The organism is Thalassolituus marinus (assembly GCF_020320395.1).
GTDB lineage: Bacteria > Pseudomonadota > Gammaproteobacteria > Pseudomonadales > Oceanobacteraceae > Venatoribacter > Venatoribacter marinus.
Genome location: NZ_JAEDAH010000105.1, coordinates 105,869 through 120,283, shown reverse-complemented (window position 1 = coordinate 120,283; position 14,415 = coordinate 105,869). Strand labels below are relative to the sequence as shown.

Below are 14,415 nucleotides of genomic sequence, written 5' to 3'. Positions count from 1 at the left end.
AACTGTGGTCATATTACCAGAATAAGGGGTAGTTAGAAGATGGAATGACCCGGCCCGCGCCGCCGAGCTCGCTTTTTTCTATATCAAGATGCAGATCACCGTTCTCGTTTCTGGTTAAGGAAGTCGATATTGGCCGCATTCCGAGGGAAGCCCACCAGCTTTCTCGTATCTCGGAGATGATTGAGTGGCACGGGCCGATCAACTGGGATGTTGGGCTTGGCATCCAGCATTCGTCGTCTACACCCGATACTTTCCATTCCAGATCAGGTGAAGTGGGGTTGTTGATTTGTGCTGCTGACCCCACCAGCACCAAGCTGGCAAATGGATACCTCATACACGCGTCACTGCTGCCACTACAGGAGGCCAGTGAAGACATGGCCACTGACAGCATCTCCGGCATGTTGACCACCTTCATTTTTCCTTTCTGCTCTTTGTAGAACATGAGCGCATCAAGCTTAGCTTGCGTGTCTGGATATCTTGGAAGAGATCGATATGCCACATTTGCTTTTGAGCCGGATTGGTCCGCCTCCTTTTTTGGAAGTCTGCGCAAGCTGATTTGGACGACATAATCAGATTTACTGCGTTTCAAGCCGTCAGATTCAAACTGCAGGATGATTCCAGAATTCAGAACTCCGGATGTGGTTACCAATGGGATGTCGTACTGGATTGATGTCGCGAGATCCAGGACGGACATGACAATTTCATCGCCACTCAGCAAACTGGCGGCAATCAGCGGAGGTAAAATCTTCTCCTGGTAATAATCTGTAGCGGCCAGGCTCGGCGTGGAGCCAGCGCGTCTATATTGGGCAACTGCCCAGCCGAAGCCTACCGGTGGCACGTTTGCTGCCCTTGAGGTTGGCATTAGCCATTGTGCATACTCGAACTGGATTTCACGCGTCGGAAGCCCTGAGGTTTGAAGTGTCTGCTTCGCCATTGGGACCCAGGTAAACGGTTGGGTAATGAATCGACGCAGCAACTGACCGGGGTGATTCTTATCGATCGCTGGGGAGAGAGTTTCTGAGTAGTTCCCGCCAATAATTCCAAATCGAGACACTGCATCCAGGATCTGCGGTGCCACCTGCTTGATAAGATCGCATGTGGTTCCGGCTTGATCCATAGATTTTGGTCCGTCGAGCTCGCAGCCTCGCCCAAGTTGAATCATGACTTCCGTGATCCGCCCGCTGCCAGAGGTTTCAACGCTTTCCACGACCGGCGATTGATAGGTGTTGACAATTGCCGCAGGCAGGTTGTTAAAGAAATACTGGAATGATGCCTCGATTTCTGACCAGTTCGGTAAGCTATCCACCTGACTGCGCGCTCGTGACTTCGCCAAAGCCTCAGCTTGGGCTTTGTCTATTTGCGCTGCCACAACCCCATACCCAGCCTGCTGAAAAGTTGAACTGGACGACGGCAGATCCTGCAGACTGATGATGCTCTCCATGGCCTTGTAATTGCCAAGCAGCTTCGCTCGATCTCGATCCTCTGCGGGAACAATCGTAAAGCGGAATGTGTTTCTAACCGTATATCGAGTCCCCTCCGGATTCCCATGTTCATCGGCCAGGGCATTGACTAATTGCCCATGCTTGTACTCTGCGATGAGGTGTTCATCACTGATGAGGGTGGAGATATCCGAGCTCAGGAGCTCCACGTCTGAGATTTCAGCAGGGACATGAACAATGGTGTGAGAGGCCTTGTCTTTATGATCTTTCGAAATGGCTATGGTCTCAACATACACTGCAGCAGGCTCGAACATAAGTGCTCGTATCTGGGCGGACTCGAACGACTTGCGATTGGCATCTGCAGGCGAGCTACCACTCGCTTCGGTTGTGACCACGACGGTTTTCGCCGCGCACGCGAAGGATGCGATCATCAACGCTGCAACACCAAATATCTTTTTCATAATCACTCCTTTTGGATGCGGAGTAGCTTCCCATCAATTTTCTCGCCCGCACTGACGTAGTGAAGGCCTGTGTATGAGTCAATTTTACGATGAATCAAAATTCCGTCACCGGTCATGAATACTCCGGTTTTACCCAGGTAGGCCGAAACCGGCTTATCAATAGAGCGCATGATCCGCTCGAATTGTTCGTGTGCCAGCTCCTTCCATTCGATATGCCCATTACCAGCATGGTCGGTTCCCCATGGGTCTTTGATTATTCCTGGGAGAAAAGCTTCTACATAGCCATCCTCTGGCGTACCGGGGGTGTGTACGATGATTCGTGTTTGTTTTATAGGCATGCCCATTCGGGCGATGGCGGCAGGCGCATAATAGTCAATCGCAAGGTTCAGCTCTGGACCGGTATGCTTTCGATTCTGCGCCATTATAAGCACTGGTCGAATATCGTATCGGATGGCTACTACATCAATGCACCCGCCGAACCGATCTGCATCGGGGATGTTGTCCAGGGTTTTGAAAGTTACTTCCACCGCATGTCCTAATTTAAGCTGCTTTTCTTTGCCAATAGAGATTGGCGCTTTTGATGATGCTTTGTTGGTATCTGGCATCGGGATAAACATCGATCATAACTCCATCATCGGAAATTTCGTCATAAACCCAGTAGTGACAAACCCGTCCGCCTGTTAGAAGAAGGCCTTGCTGAATTTGGGTCCAGTACCTGTGCGGTATCTTGTTGCTCATTGCCATATCCCAGAGTTTGCTGCTGCGCCCCTTTTCGGGGCACTTTATCTCAATGGTTTCTCTGAGTCGCAAATCGATGCCGTCCAGGCTGGCGAGCAGTCGATGCTGCGCCGAGACTATCACTGCTGGGAAAAATTTCTTCCCAAGGTGACGCTCAATTGCTTTTCTTGCGAGTGGTTCTAGTTGATTTCCCCGGATCATCGCTGGCGACTTAAAGGCTGAGTGGCGTCCTTTTTGGCGCTCAAACGTACCCCAGCAGCGGTGATTTGTGATCATTGCCACTTCTGTCGCGGTTATATAATTCTTCCGCAACTGCAACCATTCAGGGGAGCCTTGCTGGCAGCGTATGTATTGAGCATCTTTAATCATTTCAAACGCCTACAACTGGACGTAACCTTCAATTTCTTCCGGTTCGATAGTGATCGGCATTTCATCTGGGTTGCCGCCACCAGAAGATGTGACGCCTTCGGCGTTACTCAACTCATTAACGCACTCTTTTAACTCTTCAATTGTGAGTTCATTCAGGGATGCAACATCATACAAGGTTGCTATCACACCAGGATTGCTGTGCATGCTGCTGATCTTTTTGATTAGATCTTCTTTTTGTTCCTGCCCTTTTTGATCATTTTCACCCGCAGCCTGTTTTTTTACGCCGCTTTTGACTGCAGATTTCCGGGTTGTTTTCTGATCTGTGCTCACAGCACTGACGCTTACCCCGCTGGCGATCATGCCCTCGGGGGTTCCGTCTGAAGCCAGATCCTGTGTAAATTCTGCAGACAATGCTGCGCCGCGAATTACTGCGTCAATAAAAGCGCTCTTTGCTGCCATTTTTACTGCTGTGTTTAAGTTGTAGCCGCACAGCGCTAATGGGTAGGCTCCAGCTCCTTCTGAGATGGTGATTCCCTTGCTATCCTCAAGTGCGCATACAGAGACGGCATGCGCCGTTTGATGCTGCCCTTCGGAGGTCTCGATGACTTGTGGCGCGGCAAACTTGGCGGTAAAGCCATAGGCTTTTGCGATAACTTCAGCACCAGGCTTTTTGAGGACAGGTCGTCCATCCATGGTTTTGAAATAGTGGGTGTCTTCCTTGAGCACGCTCATGATGCTGGCCGACTCATCAATAATTTCGGCAATACGTGCGGCAACGTTGGCTGACATTCTTTTTGCTCCTGATCTTCTATTGCAATCAGGTTCTCACAGGTTTTCTATCCGTCAACCCATGTTGTCAGGTCGGATCTCGTGTCCTTCTATCTCACTTCGTTCCAGGATGGATAATACTCCCAAGCCAGTAAAGCCTGATAGCCAGGCGCGGTGTGCTCTTGTTTTTGCAATCATTCTCCTTAGACATCGGGGCAATAAAAAACCCTGATAACCAAGATGGAAGATAAAGCTATAGGGATCATTGCAGGTATTTAGCGCTACCAACAGGCGATTGTATTTGTTCTTTCTATCTATCGATATTTTGATATTCATGCACCCACCTCAAATAAAGAAGGCCCGCCATTGGCGGGCTTTTGGTTAGTCATTCAGGTCGTCGATATCGTCGTGAATCTCAGAAACAACATCTCCACCCGAACTGACAGTCTGAACCCTCAAGGATTTGTTTTCCAGATTCAAGAAAACACAGCCGGGGCCAGCGCTAATGCTAATGTAAACATCTCCGGTGCTTACAGGGGTTAGAATCCACTCCGCTCGTTCATTCTTAAAGAGCGACGGGTAGATATCGTGGGGGTCTTCGATACTGACAATGACTTCGCCGGGAGATACTGCTCGTCGGTAGAGCTGCTGCAGAGCATGCTCTGGCGAGCGTGCAAAGCACTCATACTCAGCTTCCTCGACGATCCCTGTGTCTATTTCGAGAAATTGATATCGAATTAGATGCTCGGTCTCTTTTTGGGGTGTCAGTCCCTCGAAGTCTCCCAGGTTGATTCCTTCAGAAAGTTCGTTGATGTGAATCAGGTTCAGATCAATGTCGCTATCTTCCAATGGGGCGCTATAGGGCGCAACGGCTTCAATCCCTCCTTTGGCGAGCGTTGCGTGTAGCAGATTCAGCGCGGTAAGAAGGATTGCGTGTTGGTGATGGTTGATATTTTTTGACATGGTAATTTCCTAAATTTCAGGAGTTACCACGCGGAGGCGTGGAACCTCCTTGGGTTGGTTTTTGGTGACAATCAATTTGAAAGTCAGGTTGAACTTATTTGCGCCGGTTATGCCGCCAGTGTTTCCTCAATTTTCTTCTTGATCTGATCTAGCCTTTTCAGATCCTGCCTGCACTTACTCAGCTGGCTGTATAGCTCCCTCAATAGAGAGAATAGCGACTCTGCTTCCTCCACCAGCTCTCTCTCCCAGTCCGGCGAGCCTTTGCAGAGTTTATTTACGTTGTACGCATGACCTGAGCCTTTTGGGACTGTGTAGCGGACTCGGCCCTCTGGCCCAATAAGTGACCGAACCCAGCGAATTTCTAAGGTTTTACCGCCGACGCCATCCCTTGCCCTTACTGATGGCCATCGGCTTCCCTTTCCTGGGCCTGCTTGTTGGAGCTCCAGAAACTTATCGCAATAATTCCCGGCCACTGAGTTCGCAGCCTCAATGATGCCAGCAATTGCAATCTCTACTTCTGAAGATGACGAGTGGGAGTGCGCCTGACAGCTATCAAGCGCCTGATACACATCATCGTTCGGAATTAATTTCATACACCAAGCGCCGTCAAAATATCGCCCCGTTGAAACCCGGTTATAATTTTCTTAACAGTGCCGTCTTCAACCACAATAACAGCCGGGGTTCCGCTAATGCGGAGTAGCTTCATCAGCTTGGTGTTATCCATAACGTCCTGCATATTCTTCTTGGATGCTGTAATTTCCGCTTCGGACGGGTGGTAGCCTTTATTAAAGTCATCCTGAAGCTTCATCGGCTCTTTTGATTCCAGAAGAGCGGCAGCCATTTCCAACGAGCTTTGGCCGAGGGCAGCAACAGGAATCCAGCGCACGCCAGACTTAGCTGTGTACTGGTGCTCCATTATGGATTCGTGGGCCTTTTTGCAGAACGGGCAATTCGGGTCGTGGATTACATAAAGCTGACGCGACGCTTTTTGATTGTGTGTGCCAATCCATTTTGATGCTTCGAGCTTCTGGACGACGCCGTCGAAGCTGGGCTCTGGCAGGTATTTTTTGGAGAATTCTGGAGTGAGATCGTCAGCACTCTTATCGAGAAGACTTCCGTTAAGAACATATTCCCCATCGGCTGTTGCGTACACGATGAGTTGATCCATTCCGATCGTCAGAGAAAATCCATTGAGGTGTTCGTTGATCTTCCAACGATCATGAATCGTGCCTCCTTCCTCTTCCAGTGCGCTCAGCATAGGAGGCGTCTTGATTTCTGGCTTTTCGTCTGCAGCTTGAGCGAAATTACTAATCGCGAGAGCAACCAAAGCCCCTTTCAGCATGTGTTTCATGTTAATCCCCACAGAATTTTACACGTGAAGTATAAGACCATGAAGGCGCAGAGTACAGGGGCGCATGTTCGGATTATCACCATGTAATCGCAATCAACTGTATAAAAATCACTCAACCAAACCGGCTGCCGAAAAGCTGCTGCATTCCTGAATCGCTCAACAGAGTTTTCCACAGATTTTGTGGATAAGTGAGCTTCGCATGAAGTTGCAGCTTCGATTGAGGCTGCTTAATGATCATAGGATTGTGACAATTGGGTATGACCCGTAGCCACGCCGGATAATTTTGTTGGTTGCCTTGGCGATGCCCGCTCGCTCCAGTTCAGCAATAACACGCGCCTGCGGAACGTCGCAGCTTATTGCTGTCTCGCCCTCCAAGAAACGGTATCCTTCGATGCATACAGATAGCTTGCCCGCTGGAAATCCTGCATCCAGCCATAGATATCTATGCATGGTTGCTTGTTCCGGTATCGACGGGTGCAATCAACCCGATAGATTGCATCAAATAGTTCAATTGATCTCATCACCTTAGATTCTCCTCGAAAATAAAAAAGGCCAGCAGAGCTGGCCTAGTCAGGTTGAAATCCCAGCAGTCGAATGATCTGCCGCTTTTCCTCTGAAACTGCGCCATACAGCCCTGAGCGGATTCTTTCGATATCCAGACCAGAGCTCTCAGCGCATTTCCGTGCAGAAAACGGCAGCCAGTCTTCTTGCTGTTCGTAGATCCACGCCACCTCCTCTGCGAACGAGGAAGTAGATGCAGCCTTGTTTCGGATGATTTCCAAGCTTCTGCAAAGTAGCCAATCCTTCATTATCAGGATGTGCTCGTCTTTCCACTCAACATCTTGAAGGCTGTCGAGCAGCTTTTCGACATCAATGGAAAGTTGCTTTGGCTCGCCTCCGAAACGATCCCTTTTCCGGTGAAATCTTGGCTTTACCCTTGAGATCTCTGGCCGAGGGAGTTCGTCGAACATTGGGAGTTGCATATGGTGCCCTCCAAGAAAAAGCGGGGCACCAGCGGGGGCTGATGCCCCGCTTGGGGTTAAGGCTTAGGTCCGTTTTCGGGACTCACCTCAAGGCGCAATAGCGTTGCCATTGCGACGTTCTTCAGGTTGGTGTCAGGCTCAACACTTACTGGCCACTCCTGATCGCCCATTTTGACGTAAGCGTTCCAGTAACCTTCAATGCTCCGGTAGATCACGGTGCAATGCTGCAGGTGTTGGCGTACTTCTCCTTCTGGCGCTAACTCTGCTGGTCGCTCGATGCTGCTTTCTGCATTTGCAGCTGGCGCTGCGCGTGCAATCCGCATCATCAGGCTGCTCCAGGCGCTTTTTATCAAAGCGCCTATTGCAGCCATTGCTACCACGAGTGAAACGACAAAGATCCAGCCCAGAGTTTTGGAGTCCAGATCGTTCACTAACTCGATCATGCTGATTTCTCCGGATTGCCATGGAACTCTACAGTCCCAAATACGGTTCTCATAACGCTGTAAACCTCTTCCCGCTTCGCTTGTGGAAGTCGGAAAGTGAAGGCGCGATCCAGTGAATACTGGAACGGCTTCGGTTGGTTTGCGGCGCTGAAGATCAGCATTTTTCTTGCCCAGCGCACCAGGGTGCGAGTTGAGATGTCTTCGCATCCTCCCTCCACTCTGGTCATGTTTGCTGACTTAATCATCAGATCAAGCAGCGTTTTTGGCAGTTTGTTATTAACTGCGGTCTGGACAATCTGGCTCTCAATCTCCGCTGGGTAATAATCCCATTGCAGATAGTTGAACCGATCGAGGGTTGCAGAGTTTTGCACGACTGTTCCTGCATGGTTTCCATTCAGGTCGCCGTAGCCGCTGGTATTTCCGGTAATGACTACACGAAACCCGTCGCGAATACGGATGACCTCGCCTCCGTTATCCGGAATGACGAAGTGCGATCCCATTTCGAGGATTCCATGCAGGCCCACCAGCACCTCTGGAGGACACGCATCAGCCTCGTCGAACAGCAATACGCCGCCAAACTTAGCTGCCAGGGTTAGTGGTCCGTACTGGTAGTGAGTGCTGCTGTCTTTCAGGCTCATATGCCCAAGCAGATCGCTAACTTCCATTCGCTCATGGCCGGTAATTCGGAAAACAGGCTTTTCTTTGCGCGCGTAATACTGCTCTACGCCGCTTGATTTGCCACATCCCTTTGGTCCGGTAATGAACAAACAACCATCACGATATCCACTCATTTCGAATTCATTGAGGTCGTTGAGACGATCCTTGTCGAAATAAAATGACTTTTCGGCTGGTATGTACGGTTTTGCTTCTTCTTCGCCTTGCCACACGGGAAAGTGATTTTTTTTAGCTACTTCGGAGTCGATACCGAATGCCTCAAAAATCGAGCGTTTTGAAGTTGCAGAGGTAGGGTTTTGAGATTGGGTCATGATGCTCTCCTTGGAGGGCATCATCCCATGAGGGATTCTGCCCTCTTGGGGTTGGTAAAATGCCACCTAACTTGAGGTGACGAAGGAAAGCATTGCAGGTTTGAGGTTCTGGCCTACATCCAGATGTGCGCTCTTTGGCACATCATACCTCAAGTGATAAACTTTGTGTTACCTTAGCGCAAAGTCGCTTGCGACGTAAACGTTATCCACGATAGCCAATGATGCATAGATACTTTCAGCCGGGTTGTCCAAGGCTCCCCCGGTGTACAAGGGGATGGAATCACCATTAATCAGTGTGAGACTCCCGCTGATTTCTACGCTTTCATTGGCTGCACGAACATACAGAATGGCTCTGGCCACCAGCGATGTTACCGCTTTGTATGTTTCGGTTGTTGCGGAGGCTTCTTCTTGGCTTCCGCACATGTGGATCGCGACCGCACCCAGGCCAATGATATTCAACATATCTGGTCTCCAAGGGTGAAGTCCCTGCGCTGCAGAATGCAGCTGAGCATTGCCGGATGGCAGAGGGAATGCTTTTTGGTTTTGTCGGTAGGGTGCTGTAAGAAGTTTGGCGAACGCCGCATCAGGCTAACTGGAGCCTGATTCAACGAATATAAGTCAGCTTATTTGAGATATCAAGAGAGGTTTTCATGAACGCCAAGGCCTATTACTCCGAACAGCGCGGCCATACTCGCCTGAAGACCACGTCGGAGTTTAACGAGACCTCGTGGAGCTATGCCCGAGAAGGGGTGATTCGATCGCTGTTTGCAAAGCGGTTCCCCTCTCTCGTTGTTGATATTTCTGATGGTGGTATGGGTTTGCTCACGAAGGAACCTATTGAGCCAAACTCCAACATCTCTGTACTGGTCTCATATCGCGACTATCGCTCTTTCCCAATGACGGGCCGGGTACGACATTGCGAGACTCTTCGCTACGAATCGAAAGACTTTAGTGGTTTGTATTACAGGGTCAGCATTCAGCTGCAGTACAACTCGGGACGCCCTTTGGAGCAGTACAAGCGACTGCTTCGCAGAGTTGCGAAGGCAACCGGTATTCGATTGGACTGATATGCGCATCTTTCGGGAGTCAGATGCCTCGCTGGATCGTCACGCCAAAGTCAGGGCGGCAATTCTGTCGCTATCTGAAGCGTCGTCAGAAGCAACTGGTATTTTCTTATCCGCGCTTCAGGCTCGCGCCAACTCTGCGGATCATTGCATTTGGTCGGTGGAAGATAGTTCTGGACAAATCCAGGGCTGGCTGAGCGCCGGGGTCAGGCTGACAGTCAATTCTGATTTGGCGGTGATCAGCCTGCAGTTGAACTACGTCGTTGTCTCCTCGTCCAGCCGAGGTAATGGTCGGGTCGCGAATGCGGTTATTGATGCTGCCGCTGGAGATTTGGCGCTATGGACGGCCCAGGCGATGCCGGATATTGGTGATGGAGGGGTGCCTGCCATGCCCTGTGATATCGAGTATAGCGCTGAGTGCATATCCCCATCCGGCAGGCGATGCGCGGATAGATTCGCCAGGATCTTTGCCGTTACGCTTGGTAACGAAACTGAGAGCAAGGCTTTCATTGTCCGCTCTCTCTGCGACTACACATTTGACAGTTTTTAGCGCCATGACCTCACCTGTTGAACTCATCAAAAGCAGACTCGACATTGTTAAGGTTGCACAGTCGCTTGGGATTGAGGCTGCCACATACAAAAAGAACATTTGCTGCCCATTGCACGACGATTCGACCCCATCCTTCCGCTTTTATGAGGGGGCTGACGGTGGTTCCTTTGTGTGCTTTTCGCATTGCGATCTATCGCGCAAACACGGGAATGACATGTTCGCGCTGGTTATGGCGATCAATGGCGTGGATTTCAAAGGGGCATTAGCCTATCTGGCATCACTGTCTGGGGTTGAGCTTTCGCGCAAAAAAAAGTCACCGGCAGATGAGGCTCTTGGCCTCGCTCAGTATTTCTTCAGGAAAAACTTGCCTGAATCTGGCGTAGAAGAGTATCTGGCCTCTCGCGGCTTTTGTGCTGCTGTAATTGAGAAGTTCGGCATAGGCTATGCCCCGCCCGGCAGCCGCCTGGCTCGGTACGGCCACCAGCAAATTGAGGGGTTGTTAGAGGTTGGCTTGGTCAGGGAGATGGATGGTCATGGGGTATCGGACTTACTTCGGCGAAGGCTAACCATTCCTATCCATGATCGCCATGGCGGGCTTGCTGGCTTCGCAGGCAGGCTTTTCGGCGACCCATCTCATGGCGACCGGAAGTACATGAATAGCCCTGAATCTCGGCTTTTTAAGAAGGGCGATCTTCTCTACAACATGCATAGGTGCCGTCGAGGGCAAACGCTGATCGTCACAGAGGGTTACCTTGATGTCATGGCGCTCGATCAGGTTGGCTTTCATAACTCAGTTTGCACGATGGGTACGGCTTTGACCGAGTCTCACATTTCGTCGCTCGTCGAGTTCTCTGATGATCTGGTTTTCATGTTTGATGGAGACAAGGCTGGAAAGCGCGCCGCCTGGGCAGCAGCTACGCACCTGATTTGTCACACCGACAAACCTATATCCTTCCGCTTCGCCCTCCTCGACTCTGTTGATCCGCACGAGTATCTAAGTACGCATTCTCCTGCGGATATGGAGGCTCTTCTTGATGCAGCCCCTCCGCTTTCGGACTTCATCACCAGGGAGATTGAGGCTCTGTCCGATTGTCATGGAGATCGCCCAGAGGATCTAATGCGATTATTGAGCCGCTTTGAAGACTTCATCAATCGCGCTCCCAGCGGTATCTTTCGCGACATTCTGGCGGATCGGGTGGCTTCAATTACCAAGGCTCACGCTCGGCGCATTCCTCTTCTGGAGTTATCATCAAGGGATCAGGCGTTCATTGCTGCAATAGAAGAGCTCGCCTCTAGTTTCGGGTATGATTCCTCCGTACTGAGCACTGACAAATCCCGTATCACATTTAAGTGTGACGGCGCTGGACAGATATCAGAATCATGATGGAATACAGGGACTTAACCGGGTAGATGCTATGACTCTTTACGTCCATACAACTGAGCAAGATTCCTACTGTGAGATCCAGTGGGCTATGGCCACATCCAGCGTGGGTGGAGTCATAAAAATCGCCATTGGCTCCAAAGAGGATCGCGCCATTCTGGCTGAGATTTTCGCGCTGGATCTTCTGTTGGCCAGATATCCAGGCAAAGCTGGCAGTATTGAAACCAGCTCCGCACGCCTCAAAAAGATCTTTCGTGGCGCAGACTGCTTTGCAAAAACCGAACTGGCAGCCCTCGCCCTGTCGAATGCAACGCTGTCTATCGACACGCACAAAAATACAGCGAAGCGCTGCGCTGCTGCCCTGTCTTTAGTTTCTTCTCCCGCAACCGACAACCTTGACTGGCGCGGGGTTGGCCGTCCACGCATACCTACGTCAATTGGCGACCTGGAGATAACGGAGCACGCCATGGAGCGTTACCGTGAGCGCTTTGGACCAACGGCGAAGCTGTCCCGTTTAGTGAAGCTTCTTGCTCGGCAGGCGTTTAAGGTTGACGACTCCTTGCAGGATGGTATTCCTTGTGAGGTTTACAGCATTCCTGAAACCGGAATTCGTTTTGTGGTGGCTAATGAAACAGATCGTCGGCGTCTTCTGACTTTTTATCGTGTTGCCTGAGGTTCTTATGAAAATACTTTTTTTGTTTTTTGCATTATCTAGTGCGTATGCGCAGGCCTATGACGACGAATGTAGTCGTTATATTGATGTGTACATATCTTCTACCGATGAGGCGCACGTCAAACTGGGTTCTACCGAAGAGGATCGTGCTTCATTCAGAGTTACTCTTCAAGAAATCGCTAAAGCACGGAAGACCATGCCCGATTGCGAGGTCAAAGCCAGGCTCTACGACATTACAGTTAATGGCTGGAAGGTTTCGAATAGTAAATAATGATGCAGCAGAAGACCTTGCTCCGCCCTCTGGTTGTTGCGGTTACCGGCATATCTACAGCTGGTAAAACATACATCGCTCAGGCGATACCGCAGATGTCTTTCTACCCATTGGTGTCGATAACGACTCGCCCTATGCGACCAGGGGAGTTGCCTGGTTTCGATTACCATTACGTCGGTAGTGAGGAGTTTGATAGATTGGTGCGTGCTGGCTCGCTAATTGAGTTTGATTCCTTCGCTGGTTACCATTACGGCCTTCCTTGCGATCAGTTTCAGGAGTCGCTCTCGTCCGGGCTGATTGCGTGCCATGTGTGTACTCCGGCTGGTGTTTCGGCGCTTCGATCGAAGTCTCAGACTATGGGATTTGACCTTGTATCTGTCTGGGTTGACGCCCCTGTTACAACCGTCATTTACCGAATGTGCAAGCGCTGGATGATGGACTCCTCGCTGGATAAAAATTATTTGGCAGAACGTCTCGCGCTGGCGATATCGGTGGAGCCGGGATGGGATGGGTACTTTAACTATGCTGTCGCTGACTCGGGCGACCTATTACCTGTCATTCAAGACGTGTTAGATAGGCGAGAGACGTCTGTGTATCCGGAGGTTGAATACAAGGCCCCGCAACCTGATCTCTTAGAATTTGCCTTTGTGTTTAAAGTTTTGCATGAGGTCTTTCCTCTAAGATCGCCCCCTCGCAATACAGATCAGCTGAATGATCTTGTATCTGACATCCTTGTCGCTCTCTATCACTAATCGCAGCCTATCGCGAGTTCCGGTACTGCTCTTGGCACTCTTCAGAAAGTACAATGAAGTAGGGTTTTTTCATCGACTTTCCTTCATTTGATTCCTTAAACTCAGCAATCTCCTTGGCGCAGTCTTGCTGCATCCTGTTACAACTAGAATCGCCGTCAGCGCGGCAAGCAGTTTCAGTCGCATAATCATCCTCTTCTTTGAATCGTATGCGGGGGAGGTTATCATACCTCACGTGTAAAAATATGTGTTGAAAATGACTTTAGATCACGCCGCCTTTATTGCTCCAGCGATATTGCTGACAATTGGAGTTATCCAAACCACTTTGCATGTGCGCCGCTTCAGTGCTCCCGGCAAAAGAATTGGTGTAACTCTCGCTTCTATGGTGACGCTACTTCAATTCTTTCTGGCGTCGCTGGTTTCTTACTGGGTGGCTCTGCTGCTGATACCGCAGATTTGGCAGCGCCCGTATCTGGCCATAATTCCGCTGGGACTGTGCCTCGGTTTTGCCTCCATTGCGATACTCCAGGCTGTAGCCAAAAAGGCTCTTCCAAAGGGTAACATCTACTTCCAATCAATGGTCCCGGTGTTTAGCCAAGAACACCGCAAGGTTATTGCCCTCCATGAGGCTGGCCACCTACTGCTCCATTGCAGTATCCCAACAGATCACCTTCCCAAGCGACTGATTGCCCGGATCACAAACGGCATCAGTGGCATCGCTGGTTACGTTCAGACATTTCCTTCGTCGAAGCATCAGATTTTTCCATCCAAGGAGTACCTCGAATGGGAGTGCCTAATGCTGCTGGCGGGCGACCTTGCCACCCAGGCCTTGATTGGGAAGCGCTATACCGGTGCATCCGCTGACATAGATGCGTGGTATCAGACAGCAACCTCTCTTCTTGCTAACGGACTGACCCCCTTCCCTTGGACCTCCTCTCGTTCGAATGAGGGGGCGAGCATTCGGTGGGAAAGCTATCAGAGTCTCCTGGCTGAGCATCGTGCGGTATTGCAGGATTTCATCTTGGCCAATCGTGCCTTGATCTTCAAAACTGCTGATTTGCTGCAAACGACTGGAGTTCTTTCGCGTGTTCAGTGTGTCTCGCTTATAAAGCAGGCTCAAAGAGGTGATCACTTGCCGCGCCTTACAGCTGAAGATGTGAATTTCAAAGGGTGGAGGAAAATCAAATGACCCAGTCCGAGGCTTCAGTTCTAAAGCGACTCAAAGA

At 50.4% G+C, this 14,415-nt stretch carries 18 protein-coding genes; 7 read left to right on the top strand and 11 right to left on the bottom strand.

Features of this window, described 5'->3' with window-relative positions; genetic code table 11:
- Positions 1–13: 13 nt before the first annotated feature.
- The 11 genes from I9W95_RS17845 to I9W95_RS17795 form a co-directional block, all read right to left on the bottom strand.
- Positions 14–1,900, bottom strand: a complete 1,887-nt coding sequence (locus tag I9W95_RS17845; protein WP_225677386.1) for a hypothetical protein — start codon at positions 1,898–1,900, stop codon at positions 14–16.
- Positions 1,901–1,902: 2 nt separating this feature from the next.
- Complete coding sequence (locus I9W95_RS17840) at positions 1,903–2,517, bottom strand: hypothetical protein (RefSeq protein WP_225677384.1); 615 nt, start codon at positions 2,515–2,517, stop codon at positions 1,903–1,905.
- Positions 2,441–3,007 carry a lambda-exonuclease family protein gene (locus I9W95_RS17835; protein WP_225677383.1) on the bottom strand — a complete coding sequence of 189 codons (567 nt, stop codon included), beginning with the start codon at positions 3,005–3,007 and terminating at the stop codon, positions 2,441–2,443. Before I9W95_RS17835 ends, I9W95_RS17840 begins: the two co-directional genes overlap by 77 nt.
- Before the next feature lie 9 nt (positions 3,008–3,016).
- Positions 3,017–3,796, bottom strand: a complete 780-nt coding sequence (locus I9W95_RS17830; RefSeq protein WP_225677381.1) for a hypothetical protein — start codon at positions 3,794–3,796, stop codon at positions 3,017–3,019.
- Positions 3,797–4,156: 360 nt separating this feature from the next.
- The gene (locus tag I9W95_RS17825; protein WP_225677380.1) at positions 4,157–4,738 is read right to left on the bottom strand and encodes a hypothetical protein; all 582 of its coding nucleotides are present in this window, start codon (positions 4,736–4,738) and stop codon (positions 4,157–4,159) included.
- A 107-nt stretch (positions 4,739–4,845) separates the two neighbouring features.
- A complete protein-coding gene (gene mobI / locus I9W95_RS17820) occupies positions 4,846–5,331 on the bottom strand; it encodes a conjugative transfer protein MobI(A/C) (RefSeq protein ID WP_225677378.1) in 486 nt (161 codons plus the stop codon).
- Positions 5,328–6,089, bottom strand: a complete 762-nt coding sequence (dsbG, locus tag I9W95_RS17815) for a thiol:disulfide interchange protein DsbG (RefSeq protein WP_225677377.1) — start codon at positions 6,087–6,089, stop codon at positions 5,328–5,330. Before dsbG ends, mobI begins: the two co-directional genes overlap by 4 nt.
- 566 nt (positions 6,090–6,655) lie before the next feature.
- Complete coding sequence (locus I9W95_RS17810; RefSeq protein ID WP_225677375.1) at positions 6,656–7,072, bottom strand: hypothetical protein; 417 nt, start codon at positions 7,070–7,072, stop codon at positions 6,656–6,658.
- Positions 7,073–7,128: 56 nt separating this feature from the next.
- Positions 7,129–7,515 carry a hypothetical protein gene (locus tag I9W95_RS17805; protein ID WP_225677373.1) on the bottom strand — a complete coding sequence of 129 codons (387 nt, stop codon included), beginning with the start codon at positions 7,513–7,515 and terminating at the stop codon, positions 7,129–7,131.
- On the bottom strand, positions 7,512–8,501 hold the full coding sequence (locus tag I9W95_RS17800; protein WP_225677371.1) for an AAA family ATPase: 990 nt from the start codon (positions 8,499–8,501) through the stop codon (positions 7,512–7,514). The genes I9W95_RS17805 and I9W95_RS17800 overlap by 4 nt, the downstream gene beginning before the upstream one ends.
- A 168-nt stretch (positions 8,502–8,669) precedes the next feature.
- Complete coding sequence (locus I9W95_RS17795; protein WP_225677369.1) at positions 8,670–8,963, bottom strand: hypothetical protein; 294 nt, start codon at positions 8,961–8,963, stop codon at positions 8,670–8,672.
- A 188-nt stretch (positions 8,964–9,151) separates the two neighbouring features.
- On the opposite strand from I9W95_RS17795, the gene I9W95_RS17790 reads away from it, so the two are divergent.
- The 7 genes from I9W95_RS17790 to I9W95_RS17760 all read left to right on the top strand — a co-directional run bounded on the left by I9W95_RS17790 (position 9,152) and on the right by I9W95_RS17760 (position 14,378).
- A complete protein-coding gene (locus tag I9W95_RS17790) occupies positions 9,152–9,568 on the top strand; it encodes a PilZ domain-containing protein (protein WP_225677367.1) in 417 nt (138 codons plus the stop codon).
- Position 9,569: 1 nt separating this feature from the next.
- Positions 9,570–10,115 (top strand): hypothetical protein, encoded by a 546-nt coding sequence (locus I9W95_RS17785; protein ID WP_225677365.1) that lies wholly within the window; start codon positions 9,570–9,572, stop codon positions 10,113–10,115.
- A 4-nt stretch (positions 10,116–10,119) separates the two neighbouring features.
- Positions 10,120–11,499, top strand: coding sequence for a DNA primase (locus tag I9W95_RS17780; RefSeq protein ID WP_225677363.1), 1,380 nt, complete (start codon positions 10,120–10,122; stop codon positions 11,497–11,499).
- Between the two features lie 31 nt (positions 11,500–11,530).
- A complete protein-coding gene (locus tag I9W95_RS17775; RefSeq protein WP_225677361.1) occupies positions 11,531–12,169 on the top strand; it encodes a hypothetical protein in 639 nt (212 codons plus the stop codon).
- A 7-nt stretch (positions 12,170–12,176) separates the two neighbouring features.
- The gene (locus I9W95_RS17770) at positions 12,177–12,440 is read left to right on the top strand and encodes a hypothetical protein (RefSeq protein WP_225677359.1); all 264 of its coding nucleotides are present in this window, start codon (positions 12,177–12,179) and stop codon (positions 12,438–12,440) included.
- Entirely contained in the window at positions 12,440–13,192 is a 753-nt protein-coding gene (locus I9W95_RS17765) for a nucleoside/nucleotide kinase family protein (RefSeq protein ID WP_225677357.1), read from the top strand. The genes I9W95_RS17770 and I9W95_RS17765 overlap by 1 nt, the downstream gene beginning before the upstream one ends.
- A gap of 253 nt (positions 13,193–13,445) precedes the next feature.
- Entirely contained in the window at positions 13,446–14,378 is a 933-nt protein-coding gene (locus tag I9W95_RS17760; RefSeq protein ID WP_225677456.1) for a M41 family metallopeptidase, read from the top strand.
- Positions 14,379–14,415 lie beyond the last annotated feature (37 nt).